Annotated in this window: 13 protein-coding genes; 5 read left to right on the top strand and 8 right to left on the bottom strand. The window is 69.3% G+C overall.

Annotation, left to right across the window (positions count from 1 at the left end):
• The first annotated feature begins 87 nt into the window (after positions 1 to 87).
• On the top strand, positions 88 to 1611 hold the full coding sequence (locus ACIBJH_RS30390; RefSeq protein WP_399120059.1) for an amino acid permease: 1524 nt from the start codon (positions 88 to 90) through the stop codon (positions 1609 to 1611).
• Between the two features lie 69 nt (positions 1612 to 1680).
• Here the strand turns inward: ACIBJH_RS30390 and ACIBJH_RS30385 are convergent, their stop codons facing one another.
• A complete protein-coding gene (locus ACIBJH_RS30385) occupies positions 1681 to 3042 on the bottom strand; it encodes a cytochrome P450 (RefSeq protein ID WP_399120058.1) in 1362 nt (453 codons plus the stop codon).
• 75 nt (positions 3043 to 3117) lie between these two features.
• On the bottom strand, positions 3118 to 4158 hold the full coding sequence (locus tag ACIBJH_RS30380) for a hypothetical protein (RefSeq protein WP_399120194.1): 1041 nt from the start codon (positions 4156 to 4158) through the stop codon (positions 3118 to 3120).
• Positions 4159 to 4905: 747 nt separating this feature from the next.
• Here ACIBJH_RS30380 and ACIBJH_RS30375 point away from each other — a divergent pair.
• Positions 4906 to 5850, top strand: coding sequence for an RluA family pseudouridine synthase (locus tag ACIBJH_RS30375; RefSeq protein WP_399120057.1), 945 nt, complete (start codon positions 4906 to 4908; stop codon positions 5848 to 5850).
• Between the two features lie 18 nt (positions 5851 to 5868).
• On the opposite strand, the gene ACIBJH_RS30370 is transcribed toward ACIBJH_RS30375, so the two are convergent.
• The 6 genes from ACIBJH_RS30370 to ACIBJH_RS30345 all read right to left on the bottom strand — a co-directional run bounded on the left by ACIBJH_RS30370 (position 5869) and on the right by ACIBJH_RS30345 (position 11328).
• Positions 5869 to 7350 (bottom strand): cytochrome P450, encoded by a 1482-nt coding sequence (locus tag ACIBJH_RS30370; protein WP_399120056.1) that lies wholly within the window; start codon positions 7348 to 7350, stop codon positions 5869 to 5871.
• Positions 7351 to 7427: 77 nt separating this feature from the next.
• Entirely contained in the window at positions 7428 to 8048 is a 621-nt protein-coding gene (locus tag ACIBJH_RS30365) for a GTP-binding protein (RefSeq protein WP_399120055.1), read from the bottom strand.
• Positions 8029 to 8430: a DUF742 domain-containing protein gene (locus ACIBJH_RS30360; protein WP_399120054.1), complete on the bottom strand. Its 402-nt coding sequence runs from the start codon at positions 8428 to 8430 to the stop codon at positions 8029 to 8031. The genes ACIBJH_RS30365 and ACIBJH_RS30360 overlap by 20 nt, the downstream gene beginning before the upstream one ends.
• The gene (locus ACIBJH_RS30355) at positions 8427 to 8834 is read right to left on the bottom strand and encodes a roadblock/LC7 domain-containing protein (RefSeq protein ID WP_200715016.1); all 408 of its coding nucleotides are present in this window, start codon (positions 8832 to 8834) and stop codon (positions 8427 to 8429) included. The genes ACIBJH_RS30360 and ACIBJH_RS30355 overlap by 4 nt, the downstream gene beginning before the upstream one ends.
• Positions 8831 to 10408 carry a sensor histidine kinase gene (locus ACIBJH_RS30350; protein ID WP_399120053.1) on the bottom strand — a complete coding sequence of 526 codons (1578 nt, stop codon included), beginning with the start codon at positions 10406 to 10408 and terminating at the stop codon, positions 8831 to 8833. The genes ACIBJH_RS30355 and ACIBJH_RS30350 overlap by 4 nt, the downstream gene beginning before the upstream one ends.
• Positions 10409 to 10692: 284 nt before the next feature.
• Positions 10693 to 11328: a TetR/AcrR family transcriptional regulator gene (locus tag ACIBJH_RS30345; protein WP_399120052.1), complete on the bottom strand. Its 636-nt coding sequence runs from the start codon at positions 11326 to 11328 to the stop codon at positions 10693 to 10695.
• A 199-nt stretch (positions 11329 to 11527) separates the two neighbouring features.
• Here ACIBJH_RS30345 and ACIBJH_RS30340 point away from each other — a divergent pair, with 199 nt between their 5' ends.
• Genes ACIBJH_RS30340 through ACIBJH_RS30330 form a run of 3 tightly spaced genes read left to right on the top strand, consistent with a single transcriptional unit; the run spans position 11528 to position 16478 of the window.
• Entirely contained in the window at positions 11528 to 12352 is an 825-nt protein-coding gene (locus ACIBJH_RS30340; RefSeq protein WP_399120051.1) for an urea amidolyase associated protein UAAP1, read from the top strand.
• On the top strand, positions 12349 to 12972 hold the full coding sequence (locus tag ACIBJH_RS30335; RefSeq protein ID WP_399120050.1) for an urea amidolyase associated protein UAAP2: 624 nt from the start codon (positions 12349 to 12351) through the stop codon (positions 12970 to 12972). The genes ACIBJH_RS30340 and ACIBJH_RS30335 overlap by 4 nt, the downstream gene beginning before the upstream one ends.
• Positions 12969 to 16478, top strand: a complete 3510-nt coding sequence (locus ACIBJH_RS30330) for a 5-oxoprolinase/urea amidolyase family protein (protein WP_399120049.1) — start codon at positions 12969 to 12971, stop codon at positions 16476 to 16478. The genes ACIBJH_RS30335 and ACIBJH_RS30330 overlap by 4 nt, the downstream gene beginning before the upstream one ends.
• Positions 16479 to 16482 lie beyond the last annotated feature (4 nt).

The raw sequence follows: 16482 nt of genomic DNA, 5'->3' as shown, positions 1-16482 counted from the left end.
ATGGACACGGTCGCGTGACGCGTCCGAAACAGGCCGTCCCTAATTTCTGTCACCCGACAGGAATTCGCGCCGAAGGCAGGTGCCGCCGTGGCCACAACCACCCCCTCCGACGTACGCCCCGATCCGCCCCACTCCCCCGACGACGGCTCCCTCGCCGAGTTCGGCTACCGCCAGGAGCTGCATCGCAGCCTCGGCCGGTACGCGTCGTTCGCGGCCGGGTTCTCCTTCATCTCCGTACTGACGACCGTCTTCCAGTTCTTCGCCTTCGGGTACGCGTTCGGCGGCCCGGTCTTCTTCTGGGCCTGGCCGATCGTGCTGGCCGGCCAGTTGCTGGTGGCCGCCTGCTTCGCGGAACTGGCCGCGCGCTATCCGATCTCGGGCGCGATCTACCAGTGGTCCTCGCGCCTCTCCACCGCGGCCTTCGGCTGGTTCGCCGGCTGGATCATGGTGATCGGCCAGATCGTCGTCGTAGCGGCGGCGGCGCTCGCGCTCCAGATGGTGCTGCCGGCGATCTGGTCGGGCTTCCAGCTGGTGGGCGGCGATCCCGCGCCCACCTCACCGGACGGCGCGGCCAACGCGGCCGTCCTCGGCGTGATCCTGCTGGTCCTCACGACCCTGGTGAACATCCTCGACAACCGCGTGATGTCGGTGATCAACCGGGTCGGAGTGACCGCCGAGATCATCGGCGCGATCCTGATCGTCGTCCTTCTCCTGACCCACTCGAAGCGCACCCCGAGCATCACCTTCCACACGACCGGCAGCCTGGAGGGCGGCCTGCTCGGCGCCCTGCTGGTCGGCTCCTTCACGGCGGCCTACGTGATGATCGGCTTCGACAGCGCCGGCGAGATGAGCGAGGAGACCCACAACCCCCGCCGCACCGCGCCCCGCACGATCCTCACCGCGCTCGGCGCGGCCGGCCTGCTCGGCGGCCTGATCATCCTCGGCGGCCTGCTCGCCGCGCCCAGCATGACCGACGGCCACCTGGGCGTCGACGGCCTCAGCTACGTCCTGACGAGCCGCCTCGGCGACGGCGTCGGCAAGGCCCTGCTGGCCGACGTGGTGGTGGCGATCGCGGTGGCGACCCTGGCCATCCAGACGGCGGCCTGCCGCATGCTGTTCTCCATGGCCCGCGACGGCCAACTCCCGTTCTCCGCCCGCCTGTCCAGGGTCAACCCCCGCACGGGAATGCCCAGCGCCCCCGCCTTGGTCGTGGGCGTCCTGGCAGCGGCCCTGCTCCTCCTCAACTTCGCCTCCCCGGACGCGTTCCTGGCCATCGGCACCACCTGCATCGTGATGCTGTACCTGGCGTACGCGATGGTCACGGGGCCGCTGCTGATCCGCCGCCTGCGCGGCGAGTTCACGACAGAGGGCACGGACGAGACGGGCGCCCGCCTGTTCTCCCTGGGCCGGTGGGGGGTGCCGGTCAACGCCCTGGCGCTGCTCTACGGCCTCGTCATGACCGTCAACCTGGCGTGGCCGCGGGCCGCGGTGTACGACCCGGCGGGCGGGCACTGGTACTTCCAGTGGTTCACGGTGTTGTTCTTGGGGGTGACGGTGGGGGCCGGGGTGCTGTACCGGCTGACGGGCCGCCGAGTCACCGACCGGTCATGACCGCACCGCACAGGACCGCTCAGGCCCACCGGCAGAGCTGCCGGTGGGCCTGACGGGTCGAGAACCGCCTCACACGGTGGCTGTGCTGCCGGTCCGGATTCCCTGAAGACATTCCACTCGGGCCCGGACCCCGTGCGGGGTCAGAGTCATCCGGGGTTCGACATGCGGCAGTTGATGGTCGGCACTCAAGAACCGCCATTGGGCCACGATCGTGGACAGGGCGAGGGTCGCCAAGGTCATCGCATAGTTGTCGCCGATGCACTTGCGCGCGCCTCCGCCGAACGGGATGAAAGTGCCGCGCATGTGTTGCTGATCCGGAAGCCACCGGTCGGGATCGAAGCAGTCGGGGCGCGGATTGAATCGCGCATCATGATGGATGAGGTACGGGCTGTAGATGAGGGTGGTCCCGGCGGGGATCACGGCGTCCGCCAGCCGGGCTTCCGTGGTGGTCGTCCGGGTCAGGATCCATCCGGGAGGGTAGAGGCGCAGCGTCTCGGTGATGACCCGGCGTGCCAGGTCGAGCCGGGGAAGATCGTCCCAAGTGGCGGTTCGGGTGCCGAGAACCTTGACCGTCTCGGTGCGCAGTCGCTCCTGGACATCGGGGTTCTGGCACAGGAGATGCAGCGCCCAGGTGAGTGCCACCGCAGTGGATTCGATGCCGGCGACGAGCAGGGTCATGATCTGGGCGTGGATCTCGGCGTCACCGAGGAGTTCTCCCGCGTCGTCCTGCGTTTTGAGGAGCATCGACAGGACATCGCCGTGGGACTCGTCGTCCTGTCGGTACATGCTGATGGTCTTGCTGACCTCGGCCCACGCGCGATTACGAGCCCGTTCGTAGCGCAAGTTCGGGGGTATCGGCAGACGGCTGAGCCAAGGTGGGAAGACAGCTTGCTGGTAGATACCTCGAAAGATATCCGGCAGACATTCCTTGACGGTGTCCACGGCCGGCCCTGCGGATTCAGCCGTGAACAGTGTTTGAGCAATGGTGTCACTCGCGAAAGTGTACATCTGCTCGGCTACGTCGAAATCCTGTCCGTCACTCCAGCCGATCGCGAGCGTGTCGATTTGCTGGGTCATGATGGCGGCGTATTCACGCAGGCAAGTGCGGGAAAAGGCAGGTTGCAAGCTGCGTCGCTGTCGTCGATGGACGCTGTGGGGACACGAAGCAAGGCCGTTCCCCAGCGCATTCCCGATCCGTTCGATGATGGGTCCGCCCTTGTCGTACATGCGGTCATGCAGGAGAACCTCTTGGACCAGCTCGGGCCGGCAGGCCACAACGGCCTTCTGCGGACCTAACCGTATCTGCACCAAATCACCGTGGGCGGGAAGGGTTTTCAGGAAACGCAGCGGGTCACGGAGCAGCGGAAACAAATGCCCGACGATCGGCAGTGCTCCTGGAGCCTGTGAAATGCCTTCAAGGTCCTTTGCCATGGCGTGTTCGCCCTCCTTCAGATGGGAGCCACGTTGAGGCTGACGTTGCGGCAGACAGAGGGTGCTCCTCGCTGGTCATCCGCAACTGTTCGCGGACGCGTGATCCCGGCTCGGGAGCATCTCCTGCAGGTGAGCATGCTGTTGATCCGACTCGCCCGAGGTGACGGGTATCTTGTAGCGCGTGGTGTTCCCATACCAGTGCAGGCATCCGTTCGTCCACTGTCGCATTCCGGCAGTGACCTTCAGGATCTCTTCACGGGTACCGGGCGGCACTCCACGGCCTTTCAGGAAGGGCCGGAGCTGCTTCTCGGCGGCCAGGAAGTCGGCGATTCGCTCCTGAACCTTGGCAACGGCCGAGTCGATGGCTTCCTGCAGTGAGATTCCGCCGGCATGCTGCATGACGATGACAACGTTGTGGAAATCTCCACGCATGTCGTCCAGGCGAATCGAATGCAGGTCGTTCTGCCAGGCGACCACATCGCTCGCGGCTTCGACGATCTCCCTGAACAGGCCTGTCTCGTAGATGTTTTCGGGCACCTCCGCGCGCTGGCTGAGTTCGACCAGATCGAAGCCGAACTCCATACCCACCGAAAGTCGCCTGGTCCGGGTGAAACTGTCGATCCCGGGGGGAGTGCCGCGGAACCGGTTCTCGGATTCCTCGGTGAATCCCTGGAAGAACAGGTCGAGGTGTCGGTTCAACCGGCGGTGAAGCGTCGGTGAGAGCCTTTCACCGGTACGGATGGACAGCTCCGTCAGCGCCTTCGTGAAAGGAGTCCGCTCCTGCGCGGAAGCAGGGTCCTTTCCGGTGTTGATGATGTCCATCAGGCGCCGGTGGACCGGAGCCCAGGTTTCCGGATCGTCGTAGGCCTTTAACGTGTGCAGGTCGTCCAGGATGAAGGTGAAGAAAAGCCATTCCGCGCAAAGGCAGAGATCACGGAACGAGGCTTCCGGATAGGTCCAGGCAACAAATTTCCCGTAGCCCGCTTCCAGCCGCTCCCGGCCACCCTGTGTCTCTTTCAGCCCGAGGCTCTCTCCGAGTTCGCGGACATATTGTTCGATCCGCTGGCTGTACGGACTTACGGTCGGGGGGGTGGGCTCCGCATACGTCGGGATCATGGCGAGCACTGGGCCTCCATATCTGTGGCGCCGGGGTCGGTTGAGGCGGTAGGGCATGGCGCGGGTTGCCCGCTCCCACGGCGAGAGGCCGCGGAGTTGGTGGACGATCGGTGCTTCACGGCGACGTACGAGGACATCTCCGTCTGCGCTGTTGGCATGCCCACTCACGGGCGTGCCCCAAGAGGGCCGAAGCAGAGACGACCGCGGTGGGCGAGGGCAGAACGAGTGGTGCCACAGGATCCCCCTTCCGCGATGGCGCGAGTAGGACGCGCCGACTTCAGCGGTGCAGCTTCTATCAGATCGCAGTTCGACCCAGACCGGAAGTGGACGTCGTTGATTCAGACATGAACGTGTTGCGCGCACATTTGGACGGTTGCGCGATCAGTATGCGCACGCCCCTTCGGGACTTCGCGAGTGCCCCTGGCGATTGCCGAGGCGGTCATATGCCGCGGACGAATTCACACGGCCCGCGGTGTATTGGAACAGCCGTCGGTCCGAATCTCCCCGCGCGCAGGCGTGCAGGTGCATATCGTGCCCAGCGTCCGGATGCAGAGGTCCGAGGCAATGAAAGCCGATCTTGTCGAGAGCCCAGCGAGTCACGGTCGCCGTCGCACTCGGGGCGACGCCTCGCCCCAGGGCCAACCGCGCGTTCCAGCAGGCGAGTTCGGCGCGCACGATGCGCCGCGCGTCCCGCTCTCCGACAGCTCGTGCCCCCGCTGTCAGCGCCCCCTCGTACCCTTGATCCCGATGAGACGCAGAAGCCCGATCCCTCCCTCCCCCCTGCCGCAGCGCGACGGAGTCGACGCGGTGCGGGTGAAACTGCCGCAGGGGGCGGCGTGGGCGACCGTACGTGATCATCTGGTGGAGCGGCTCGCGGCCGGGGCGGGGGTGATCGACGGGATGCTGGACGCAGGACTGATCGTGGACGCCGACGGGCGTGCCGTGCCGCGTGACATGGCGTACGTTCCGGGCATGTTCGTGTGGTTCCACCGAGAGCTGCCGTCCGAGGTACCGGTGCCCTTCGCACTGGACGTCGTGTACCGCGACGAGCACATCGTCGTCGCCGACAAGCCGCACTTCCTGGCCACCACACCGCGCGGGAGCCATGTCACGGAGACCGCGCTCGCGCGGCTGCGCCGGGAGCTGGAGCTGCCCGCGCTGGGCGCCGCCCACCGATTGGACCGGCTCACCGCCGGGCTGGTCCTGTTCACCGTGCGCCCCGCGGAGCGCGGCAGCTACCAGGCACTGTTCCGCGACCGGCGCATCGCCAAGGAGTACGAGGCCGTCGCCCGGTACGACCCGGCGCTCGCCCTGCCGCGCACCATACGCAGTCGGATCGTGAAGGAGCGCGGGGTCATGGCGGCGCGCGAGGTCGAGGGCGAGCCCAATGCCGTCACCGACGTGGAGCTGCTGGAACGGCGGGACGACGGGCTGGCCCGCTATCGGCTGCGTCCCCGCACCGGGCAGACGCACCAACTGCGGGTGCACATGACGGCATTGGGGGTGCCGATCCTCGGCGACCCCCTCTATCCCGTGGTGACCGGCCCCGTGGCGGCCGGTGACTTCCGGCGCCCGCTCCAACTGCTGGCGCGGGTCCTGGAGTTCACCGATCCGCTCACGGGGCACGAGCACCGGTTCGCCAGCCCGCGGGTACTGCGGGCCTGGTCGTCGTACGAGGAGTGGGCCGGGTAGCCCGGCTGCCCCAGTCGGTTACTCGCCGCGCCACCAACGCAGCAGGCGCTGGAACACGCCCGGCCGGCGGCTCGGTTCGGGCATCGCCGTCGGCGTCGGAGCGGCGGGCTCCGGTGCAGTGGAGGACTGCGGCTGCGGCTGCGGCCGTGATGTGCCGACCTGCCAGTTGTCCGCGCGCTGCGACGGCACCGGTTTGACGGAGGGCCGCTGCGTGACGTCCTGCTGGGGCTTCGGCGCGAACTTCACCGGCAGTTCCACCAGGTGTCGGTTCGAGATCGACTCCCTCCAGCGCAACTCGTCCTCCTCGCAGGCGAGTTGGACGTCCTGGAGGCGGGTCAGCAGCGCGTCGACGCCCACGTCGGCGATGGCGCGGCCGATGTCCTGGCCCGGGCACTCGTGGGGGCCGCCGCTGAAGGCGAGGTGGGAACGGTTGCCCTGCATGTTGGCGGTGAGGTCGGGGCGCACACGTGGGTCGACGTTGCCCGGCGCGATGCCCAGGATGAGGCCGTCACCCTTGCGGATGCGCTGACCGCCCAGCTCGGTCTCCTGCTTGGCGACGTAGGGGAGGATGGCGCTGAACGGTGGCTCGTCCCACAGGGACTGCTCGACGGCCTGGGGCACCGTCATCTGGCCACCGTTGAGCCGGGCGCGGAACCCCGGGTTGGTGAGTACCACGCGCAGTACGTTGGCGAGCAGGTTGGCGGTGGCCTCGTACGAGACGATCATGACGACGCGCAGGTGCTGGCCGACCTCCTCGTCGGTCAGCCCCGCATGGTGGTTGATCAGGTGGCTGGTGAAGTCGTCCTTGGGCTCGGCCCGGCGGCGGACGGTGAGCCGCATCAGGACGTCCATGATGTACGCGTTGCTGGCGATGGCGGTCTCGCTGCCCTTGAGCATGTCGCGGGCGGCCTGCACGATCCGGTCGTTGTACTCGTCCGGCATGCCGAGGATCTCGCACAGCACCGCCATCGGCAGATGTTCGGCGAACTGGCTGACCAGGTCGGCCCTGCCCTCCTCGCAGAACTTGTTGACGAGGTGCTGGGTCGCACGGTTGATGTAGCGGCGGATGCCCCGGTGGTCGATGGTCGACATGGCACCGGTGACCGCGTCGCGCAGCCGCAGGTGCTCGTCGCCCTCGGCATGGCAGCAGATGGGCTGCCAGGCGACGATCGGCATGAGCGGGTTGTCCGGTCTGACCGTACCGTCCTGCAAGGGGGCCCACACCCGGGTGTCACGGGTGTACTGCGAGGGGGTGCGCAGCATGTGCATGTTCTCGCCGTGACCGAGCACCACCCAGATCGGCACGTCGTCGTGGAGCAGAGCGGGTGCCACCACACCGTGCTCGGCGCGGAGTTTCTCGTACAGGGCTCCCAGGTCCTGCGCCTCGGGGCCGTACAGCCGGTGCAGTCCCCCGGGGCCGGTGCCGTGCGCGGGGCAGCCGGGGGGCGGGCCGAGCGTGGGGTCGTCCGTACCGGTCGGGGAGTGTCGTTCAGGCGTCACGGTGGTCGCTCCGAAAACTGAAGTGGATCCGATGTCTGGGGAGTTCGGGACAGGAGGGCAGGACTGCGGCCTCGGGGTCAGGTGAGCGAGCCCGTCATGGCGAGCGAGTGCAGGAAGGTCATGAGGGTCATCAGGACGTCCCGGCTGGAGGCCCGGCGACGTGCGTCGCACTCCACGATGGGGATCTCCGGCGCCAGGTCGAGCGCCTCGCGCAAGTCCTCGACGGGGTAACGGGGGCCGTCCGGGAAGGAGTTGACCGCGATCACGAACGGCACGCCGCTCTCCTCCAGCCGTCCTATGACATCAAAACTGACCTCAAGCCGCCGCGTGTCGATCAGCACCACCGCCCCGAGCGCCCCCTCGAACAGCCCGTTCCACAGGAACCAGAAGCGTTCCTGGCCGGGGGTGCCGAAGAGGTACAGCACCAGCTGGTCGGTGATGCTGATGCGGCCGAAGTCCATCGCCACGGTGGTCGCGGTCTTGGTGTCGGAGCCGTAGTTGTCGTCGACCCCGACGCCGGCCTGCGTCATGGTCTCCTCCGTGGTCAGCGGCCTGATCTCGCTGACCGAACCGACCATGGTCGTCTTGCCGACCCCGAAACCGCCCACGATGACGATCTTCACCGCGGCCTGTGCCGACTGTGGCAGATGGTCCTCGGTGCGTGGTCCGGGGAGGGTGTCAGAGCTTTTGAAGTCCATGCATCACCGCTTCGAGGAGGGAACGGTCGGCGATCGCCTGCCGCACGATCGGGGCGCGCGCCTGGACCAGTTCGGCCGTCAGCAGCTCGGTGAGCAGGACGGTCACCACGCTGAACGGCAGATTCAGATAGGCCGACAGCTCGGCCACGGACAGGGGGGCGGCACAGAGCCGGATCAGCGCCGCCCGCTCCGGTGTGGAGGAGGGCGGCGGGTCGGCACGCGCCACGATTAACGTGACCAGGTCGAGGGCGGCACGCTCGCGCCCCTCTTCGGATCCGGTGAGCACGTACAGCCGCTCGGGCTCCTTGCGCGGGCCCTGTTTGAGGGGCTCGGGCGAAAGCTGTTCCTTGGGGTGGCGCCGCCGGCGTTGTGGAGGAGTCATACGGTCTGCCCGTTGCGTCGGGGCGGGCTGGTGAGATGGGCGCCGATCCGGACGACCAGGTCACGCATGCGGTTGCTCATCAGACCGGGTTCGGCGACCACGTCGGAGAGCACCGCGAGATAGGCGTTGGAGCCCGCCGCCATCAGATAGAAGTAGCCGCCGTTGATCTCGATGATGACCATGCGCATCGTGCCGTCGCTGTCCGGGATCTCGTGCGCGACGGCGCTCGCGAGGCTCTGCAGCCCCGCGCAGGCCGCGGCGACCCGGTCGGCGGCGTCCGGGTCGCCGCCGTAGCGGGCGATCCGCAGTCCGTCGGCGGAGAGCACCACGATCATCTCGATGCCGGGTACGCCGTCGGCGAGCTCCTTGAGCATCCAGTCGAAGTTGGCTCGCTGCTGGATCACTTGAGGTCCCCCTCGTCGTCGGCCTCGACATGGGCCGGCTCGGTCGTCTGGGTGAATGCGGTGGGGTCCGGGTCGCCCTTGAGTCCGTTCATGAACGCCTCGACCCACAGCCCCGGTTCGGGCTCGTCCTTCTCGGGCACCGGTTCGGCCCAGGCGGACAGGGCCTCCCGCTCGGCCTGTTCGGCCCGTTCGGCCGCCGCCTGCTCGGCGAGCCGCTGGCTGAGCGGCATCTTGACCCGGCTGCGGCGCTGCGGCAGGCCGCCCACCGTCCACTCCGTGACCTCGGGGACCTCGTCCACCATGGAGACCGTCGCGGGGATTCGGGGGCTGGTCGGCCGACGCTTCTTGGGTGCGCGCTTGGGGCCTTCGAGCGCGCCGAGTTCGATCTTGGGCGCGGCGGTCGCGCCGATGCCGTGGGCGAGGCCGGGTGCGGGCTCGCTGGTGAGCATGTCCCGCGGCACGACCAGGACGGCGCGGACACCGCCGTACGCGGAGGCCCTGAGCGAGACCTGCATGTTGTACGTCTGGCAGAGCCGGCCTACGACGGTCAGGCCCAGGCGCGGGCTCTCGCCGAGGTCCTGGAGGTCGATGCCGGCCTTGGCCTGCTCCAGCATGTTCTCGACCCGGGCGCGGGCCTCCTCGCTGAGGCTGACGCCGGCGTCCTCGATCTCGATGGCGACACCGGTCTGCACCTCGACGGCGGTGACGTGCACCTTGGTCTGCGGCGGCGAGTAGCGGGTGGCGTTGTCGAGGAGTTCGGCGGCGGCGTGGATCAGCGGTTCGACGGAGGTGCCGCTGACGTTGACCTTGGCGATGGAGTCCAGCGAGATGCGCCGGTACTCCAGGATCCGGGACATGGCGCCGCGCAACGTGCTGTAGAGCGTGACGGGTTGGGGCCACTGACGGCCGGGACGGCCGCCGCCCAGCACCGAGATGGAGTCGGCGAGGCGGCCGATCAGCGCGGTGCCGTGGTCGATGCGCAGCAGGTCGTCGAAGACCTCGGGGTTGCGGCCGTGGTCCTCCTCCATCTCGCGGAGTTCGTTGGCCTGTTGGTGGACGATCGCCTGGACGCGCCGGGCGATGCTGACGAAGTTGCGCTGCGCGGAGTCGCGCATGGCCGCCTCGCGGTCCACGATGTCGAGCACCGTGCGCAGCAATCCGCGCTGCGGTTCGGGGAGTTCGCGCCACTGGGGGTGGGCGTCGACGACTTGGCGAATCACCTCTCTGGGGGATTCTCCGGTGCGCATTCCGTAGAGCGCGGCGGGCATGATCTCCGTCGCGAGCCGCTCGATGTCCTGGTCGTGGCCGGCGATCCGCCGTTCCATGTACGCACGGTCACGAGCGTGGTCGGCGCGCAGGTCACGCACGGTTCGGCCGCGGCGGACCGCTTCGGCCGCCGTCACGATCACCAGGAGCGTGGCGATGCCGCCGCACCAGCCGACGGCGGCCCGGGCCGGCTCCGTCACCACGGCGACGGCGGCCCCGGTCGCCGCGGCCATCACTATGGCGGGCAGCAACAGCACACGGGCGTACGGAAGTTCACGGCGGCCGGGGGGCGATTGAACACTCACCATGTAAGCCCTCTGGAAGAAGTCGGCTGGGGTAGGGGGAGAGACCCGGGGGATCTTCGTTATGTTTAGGAACAAACGCACGAATACAGCCCAACTCGGTGCGCTGCGGGCGAGCTTAGTCCGACCGGATCATCGCTGTGTCATATTCAGCAAGCCCCTGAAAAGGGACACGGAAGAGGAGTACGCTCAACCCATTTACACGCTGCGCCACCATTCGAACACGACACGTGACGGTGAACGGGCATACGAAAATCACTCACCGTAAGGAGTGAAGCCCCGCTTCCGGCTCAGATTCCGGCGATGCGCAGCGCCGCGTCGGCCGTCGCCTCCGCGAAGGCGGACACCGGCCGCTCGGGGTCGGAGCGGTGCACCAGGATGACGCCCTCGATGAGCCCGAACAGCAGATCCGTGCGCAGCTCCAGCTCGCTCTTGGCGAGCGCCCCGCCCGCGGCGGTCGCGGCGAGCAACTGCCGGTAGGCGTCCTTGAGTTCGGCGCGTACGGCATGGAAGCCGGCGAAGCGTTCGGCGCGCACCTCGGGCAGCAGATAGAGCCCGCCGAGGTTGTGCGTGCCGCCGCACAGCAGCTCGACGTCGGTGCGGCACAGCTCCCACAGCCGGTCCTCGGCCGGGGTGACGTCGTCCGCGAGGAGTTCCCGGGCGCAGGTCAGCGAGGGCGTGACCGTGGACTCCAGGAGGTCCGCGAGGAGTTCCTCCTTGCCGGAGACGTAGTGGTACATGGACGCCTGCCGCATGCCCGCGAGTTCGGCGACGGCCCGGGTGGTGGTGGCCGCGTAACCGCGGGTGGTGAACAACTCGGCCGCGGCGGCGAGCAGTTCGGCGCGCGGGGTCAGTCCGCTGTCCGGCCGCTGATCGGCCCGCGGCCTGCCGACCCGGCGGCCTCCCTGTGCACCCGTTGTCCCCATGCGTTCGATCCTCGCACACGGCACCGCACCGCAAACGCCCGGTGATCTTGGTGAGGGCTCGGTAACCGACCGGCAACACCCGGGCAACCCCGGCGACCCGGCCGCCTCCTAATTTCTGTCGAGCGACAGAAATAGCGAAGGAAACAGCGCCAGAAATGTCGTACGACCCAGACGTCCCCGCAGCCGGAGGTCCCCCGCGATGGCGACAGCGACCACTTACGGAGCCCGCGCCCACGCCCGCGCCCAGGAGGGCGGACGCGCCGAGGCGATGCCCGTCGTCCCGGCCGCCGACTGGCCGGCCCCGCCCTGCGCGGCGGGCCACCTGGTGTGGGCCGAGACCGTCGCGGGCGGCAACTACACCCACCGCGTCCTGGCCCGCGGCACCGAACTCCGCCTCACCGACCTGCGCGGCGACGCCTGCGCCCATCTGCTCCTGCACGCGGCCGACCGCCCCTGGGAGCGGCTGAACGTCGCCGACACCGTCAAGGTCCAGTGGAACGCCTACCTCGGCGAGGGCCAGCTCCTCCTCTCCGACCAGGGCCGCGTCCTCGCCACCCTGATCGCCGACACCTCCGGCCGCCACGACGCCTTGTGCGGCACCTCCACCCTCGTCCGCAACACCGAGCGCTACGGCGACGGCACCCCGCAGTCCGACTCCCCGGCCGGCCGCGAACTGTTCAAGCTCGCGGCGGCCAAGAACGGCCTGGAACCCCGCGATCTCCCGCCCTCCCTCTCCTTCTTCCAGGGCGTCGAGATCCGCGACGACGGCTCCCTCGACTTCACCGGCTCGGCCGGCCCCGGCGGCAGCGTGACCCTGCGCGCCGAGCAGGACGTGACCGTACTGATCGCGAACGTGCCCCACCCGGCCGACCCGCGCGCCGACTACGTCAGCACCCCGCTGGAGGTGCTCGCCTGGCGCGCCGAGGCCACCGGACCGGGCGACCGGCTGTGGGACGCCACGCCCGAAGGCCGCCGCGCCTTCCTCAACACCACCGAATTCCTTGCCGCGAGGGGGCTCATATGACGACCGAGGACGCAACACCCGTACGGACCGCGGAAGTTCCGGCCCGCGCCGCCTGGTCCGCCGTCGTCCGCACCGGCGAGACCCTCACGATCACCGACCTGCACGGCAACCAGGCCGTCGACTTCCTCGTCTACGACGCCCACGACACGTCGGTCCGCTACAGCGCCCCCGACACCATCCACGCCCAGGGCGGCATCTTCCTGACCACCGGCAGCGTGCTGATGTCGAACGAGCACACCCCGCTGATGACCGTCACCGAGGACGAGGTCGGCCGGCACGACACGGTCGGCGGCGCCTGCTCCAAGGAATCCAACACCCTGCGCTACGGCCATCACACGTGGTCGCAGCACGCGTGCGTGGACAACTTCCTCGCCGAGGGCGCCAAGTACGGCCTGGGCAAAAGGGACTTGGTGTCCAACATCAACTGGTACATGAACGTGCCGGTCGAGAAGGACGGCACCCTCGGCATCGTCGACGGCCTCTCCGCACCGGGCCTGAAACTGACCCTGCGCGCCGAACGCGACGTCCTGGTCCTGGTCTCCAACTGCCCCCAGATCAACAACCCTTGCAACGGCTTCGAGCCGACGGCCGTGCAGATGACCATCGGAGTCTCCGGATGAGCTTCGACACGCTGCTGATCGCCAACCGGGGCGAGATCGCCGTCCGCATCATCCGCACCGCCCGCGAACTCGGCCTGCGCACAGTCGCGGTGTACTCCGACGCCGACCGCTCGGCACCCCACGTGCGGCTCGCCGACGAGGCGGTACGGCTCGGCCCGGCGCCCGCCAAGGAGTCGTACCTCGACGCCGACCTCGTACTGAAGGCGGCCAAGGACACCGGCGCGGGCGCGATCCACCCCGGCTACGGCTTCCTCTCCGAGGACGCGGCCTTCGCCCGCCGCTGCGAGGACGCCGGAATCGTGTTCGTGGGACCGACGCCCGCGCAGTTGGAACTGTTCGGCGCCAAGCACACCGCACGGGCGGCGGCCGAGGCGGCGGGGGTTCAACTGGCCCCGGGCACAGGGCTCCTGGACTCTGTCACACAGGCTCTCGCCGAAGCCGCTGCCATCGGCTACCCCGTCATGCTCAAGGCGACCGGCGGAGGCGGCGGCATCGGCATGTCGGCCTGCCACTCCGCCGACGAACTCACCGATGCCTGGGAGCGGGTGCAGCGCGTCGCCGCCGCCTCCTTCTCCTCCGCCGGCGTCTTCCTGGAACGCCTCGTGGAACACGCCCGCCATGTCGAGGTGCAGGTCTTCGGCGACGGCGAGGGCGGGGTCGTCACCTTCGGCGACCGCGACTGCTCCCTCCAGCGCCGCAACCAGAAGGTGGTCGAGGAGGCCCCCGCACCGGGACTCCCCGACCACGTACGCGACCAACTGGCGGCGAACGCCCGCGACTTGTGCGCCTCCGTCGGCTACCGCTCCGCCGGGACGGTCGAGTTCGTCTACGACGCGGGGCGCGAGGAGGCCTACTTCCTGGAGGTCAACACCCGTCTCCAGGTGGAACATCCGGTCACCGAGGAGATCTACGGCGTCGACCTGGTCGCCTGGATGCTGCGCCTGGCGCGCGGCGAGCGGGACGTCGTGCGCGACCCGGGCAGCCCGCGCGGCCACGCCGTCGAGGCCCGCGTCTACGCCGAGGACCCGTCCCGCGAACACCGGCCCAGCGCGGGCCTGTTGACCCGCGTCGAGTTCCCGCACGGCGTCCGCGTCGACGGCTGGGTGGAGACCGGCACCGAGGTGACGACGTCGTACGACCCGATGCTCGCGAAGGTCATCGCCTACGGCTCCGACCGCGCCCACGCGCTGCTACGGCTCGACGAGGCGCTGGCCCGCACCCGGGTGGACGGCATCGAGACGAACCTGGGCCTGGTCCGGGCGGCGCTCGCCGAGCCGGACTTCCGTACGGCCGCCCACTCCACGGCGACCCTCGCCGGCGTCACCGACCCCACGCCCCGCATCGAGATCGTCGCGGGCGGCACCCTCACCACGGTCCAGGACTGGCCGGGCCGCACCGGCTACTGGCAGGTCGGCGTCCCTCCGTGCGGCCCGATGGACGACCTCTCCTTCCGCCTCGGCAACCGCGCGCTCGGCAACGACCAGGGCACCCCCGGCCTCGAATGCACCCTCCAGGGACCGACGTTGAGGTTCACCCACGCCACCACGGTGTGCGTGACGGGCGCCCCGGCACCGGTGACGGTCGACGGCGCTCCGGTCCCGCAGTGGGAGCCGGTGACGGTGTCTCCAGGTGCCGTACTGGAGATCGGCGCCCCGGCCCAACACGGCCTGCGGACCTACGTGTTGTTCGCGGGCGGCCTGGACGTGCCCGCGTTCCTCGGCAGCGCGAGCACCTTCACCCTGGGCCGTTTCGGCGGCCACGGCGGCCGGGCGCTGCGCACCGGTGACGTCCTGCACGGCGGCACGGTCGCCGAGGGCACACCGGTACCGTCCGCCGACCGGCCGGCCTTCGGCACCGTATGGGACGTGGCGGCGGTCGAAGGCCCGCACGCGGCACCGGAGTTCTTCACCGAGGACGACATCCACGACTTCTACGCGGCCGACTGGAAGGTCCACTTCAACTCGGCGCGCACGGGCGTCCGTCTGGTCGGCCCGAAGCCCCGCTGGGCCCGCGCCGACGGCGGCGAGGCGGGCCTGCACCCGTCCAACATCCACGACACCCCGTACTCGGTCGGCGCGGTCGACTACACCGGCGACATGCCGGTCCTGCTCGGCCCCGACGGCCCGTCCCTCGGCGGCTTCGTCTGCCCGGCGACGGTCATCAGCCAAGAGCGCTGGAAACTGGGCCAGTTCAGGCCCGGCGACACGGTCCGCTTCCGCCCGGTGAACGTGGACGGCTCACCCCGTCCGTCCATCGTGGACGGCGGAATCCTCGCCCAGGACGGAGACGTCACCTTCCGCCGCAGCGGCGACGACAACCTCCTGGTCGAATTCGGCCCCATGCAACTGGACTTGGCGCAGCGCATGCGCGTCCACGCCCTGATGGAGGCGGTGTCGGGGGCGGACTTCGCCGGGGTCACCGACCTCACCCCCGGCATCCGCTCCCTCCAGATCCAGACGGACCCGAGCCGCCTGCCGCAGTCCGAACTCCTCACCGCCGTAAGGGAGATCGCGGCGGCGCTCCCGCCCACCGACCAGCTGATCGTCCCCTCCCGCACGGTCCACCTCCCCCTCTCCTGGGACGACCCGGCGACCCGCGAGGCCATCGCCCGCTACATGGCGGGCGTCCGCGACGACGCCCCCTGGTGCCCCTGGAACATCGAGTTCATCCGCCGCGTCAACGGCCTGGACTCGGTCGAGGACGTCTACGGCACGGTCTTCGACTCCGAATACCTCGTACTCGGCCTGGGAGACGTCTACTTGGGCGCCCCGGTAGCCACGCCGCTGGACCCGCGCCACCGCCTCGTGACCACCAAGTACAACCCGGCCCGCACCTGGACGGCGGAGAACTCGGTCGGCATCGGCGGCGCGTATCTCTGCATCTACGGCATGGAGGGCCCCGGCGGCTACCAGTTCGTGGGCCGGACGACCCAGGTGTGGTCGGGCTGGCAGCAGCGCGGCGCCTTCGAACCGGGCTCGCCCTGGCTGCTGCGCTTCTTCGACCGGATCAAGTGGTACCCGGTGGAGGCGGACGAACTCCTCGAACTCCGGGCCGACATCGTCTCCGGCCGTTTCGTCCCGCGCATCGAGGAGGGCACCTTCTCGCTCGCCGAGTACGAGGCGTTCCTCGCCGAACACGCCGATTCCATCGCGGAGTTCAGGACCAGGCAGCAGACCGCGTTCGGCGCGGAACGCGATGCCTGGGAGGCGGCGGGCGAGTTCGCCCGGGCGGAGGCGGCGGCCGCCCCGGCACCACCGCAGGCCGAGGTGACGGTCCCGGCCGGCGGACGCCTGATCGAGGCCGAATTCGCCGCCTCCGTCTGGCAGTTGAACGTCGAGCCCGGCGACGAGGTGACCGTGGGCCAACCCCTCCTGGCCCTTGAGGCGATGAAGATGGAATCCAGGGTCCACGCCCCGATGACCGGTGTGGTGGCCGAGATCCTGGCCAGGCCCGGCGACCAGGTCGAAGCGGGCACGGCGCTCCTCGTCCTCGCCCCCGCAAGCTGAACAG

This window comes from Streptomyces sp. NPDC050548, assembly GCF_044457385.1.
Lineage (GTDB): Bacteria > Actinomycetota > Actinomycetes > Streptomycetales > Streptomycetaceae > Streptomyces.
Note: the sequence above shows the minus strand (reverse complement) of the source record. Positions and strands in the feature narration are given on the sequence as shown.

Coding starts and splice junctions, on each gene's coding strand:
- ACIBJH_RS30340 (WP_399120051.1), top strand. CDS start 11,528: ATGGCGACAGCGACCACTTACGGAGCCCGCGCCCACGCCCGCGCCCAG.
- ACIBJH_RS30365 (WP_399120055.1), bottom strand. CDS start 8,048: ATGGACTTCAAAAGCTCTGACACCCTCCCCGGACCACGCACCGAGGAC.
- ACIBJH_RS30330 (WP_399120049.1), top strand. CDS start 12,969: ATGAGCTTCGACACGCTGCTGATCGCCAACCGGGGCGAGATCGCCGTC.
- ACIBJH_RS30345 (WP_399120052.1), bottom strand. CDS start 11,328: ATGGGGACAACGGGTGCACAGGGAGGCCGCCGGGTCGGCAGGCCGCGG.
- ACIBJH_RS30380 (WP_399120194.1), bottom strand. CDS start 4,158: ATGATCCCGACGTATGCGGAGCCCACCCCCCCGACCGTAAGTCCGTAC.
- ACIBJH_RS30385 (WP_399120058.1), bottom strand. CDS start 3,042: ATGGCAAAGGACCTTGAAGGCATTTCACAGGCTCCAGGAGCACTGCCG.
- ACIBJH_RS30350 (WP_399120053.1), bottom strand. CDS start 10,408: ATGGTGAGTGTTCAATCGCCCCCCGGCCGCCGTGAACTTCCGTACGCC.
- ACIBJH_RS30360 (WP_399120054.1), bottom strand. CDS start 8,430: ATGACTCCTCCACAACGCCGGCGGCGCCACCCCAAGGAACAGCTTTCG.
- ACIBJH_RS30335 (WP_399120050.1), top strand. CDS start 12,349: ATGACGACCGAGGACGCAACACCCGTACGGACCGCGGAAGTTCCGGCC.
- ACIBJH_RS30375 (WP_399120057.1), top strand. CDS start 4,906: ATGAGACGCAGAAGCCCGATCCCTCCCTCCCCCCTGCCGCAGCGCGAC.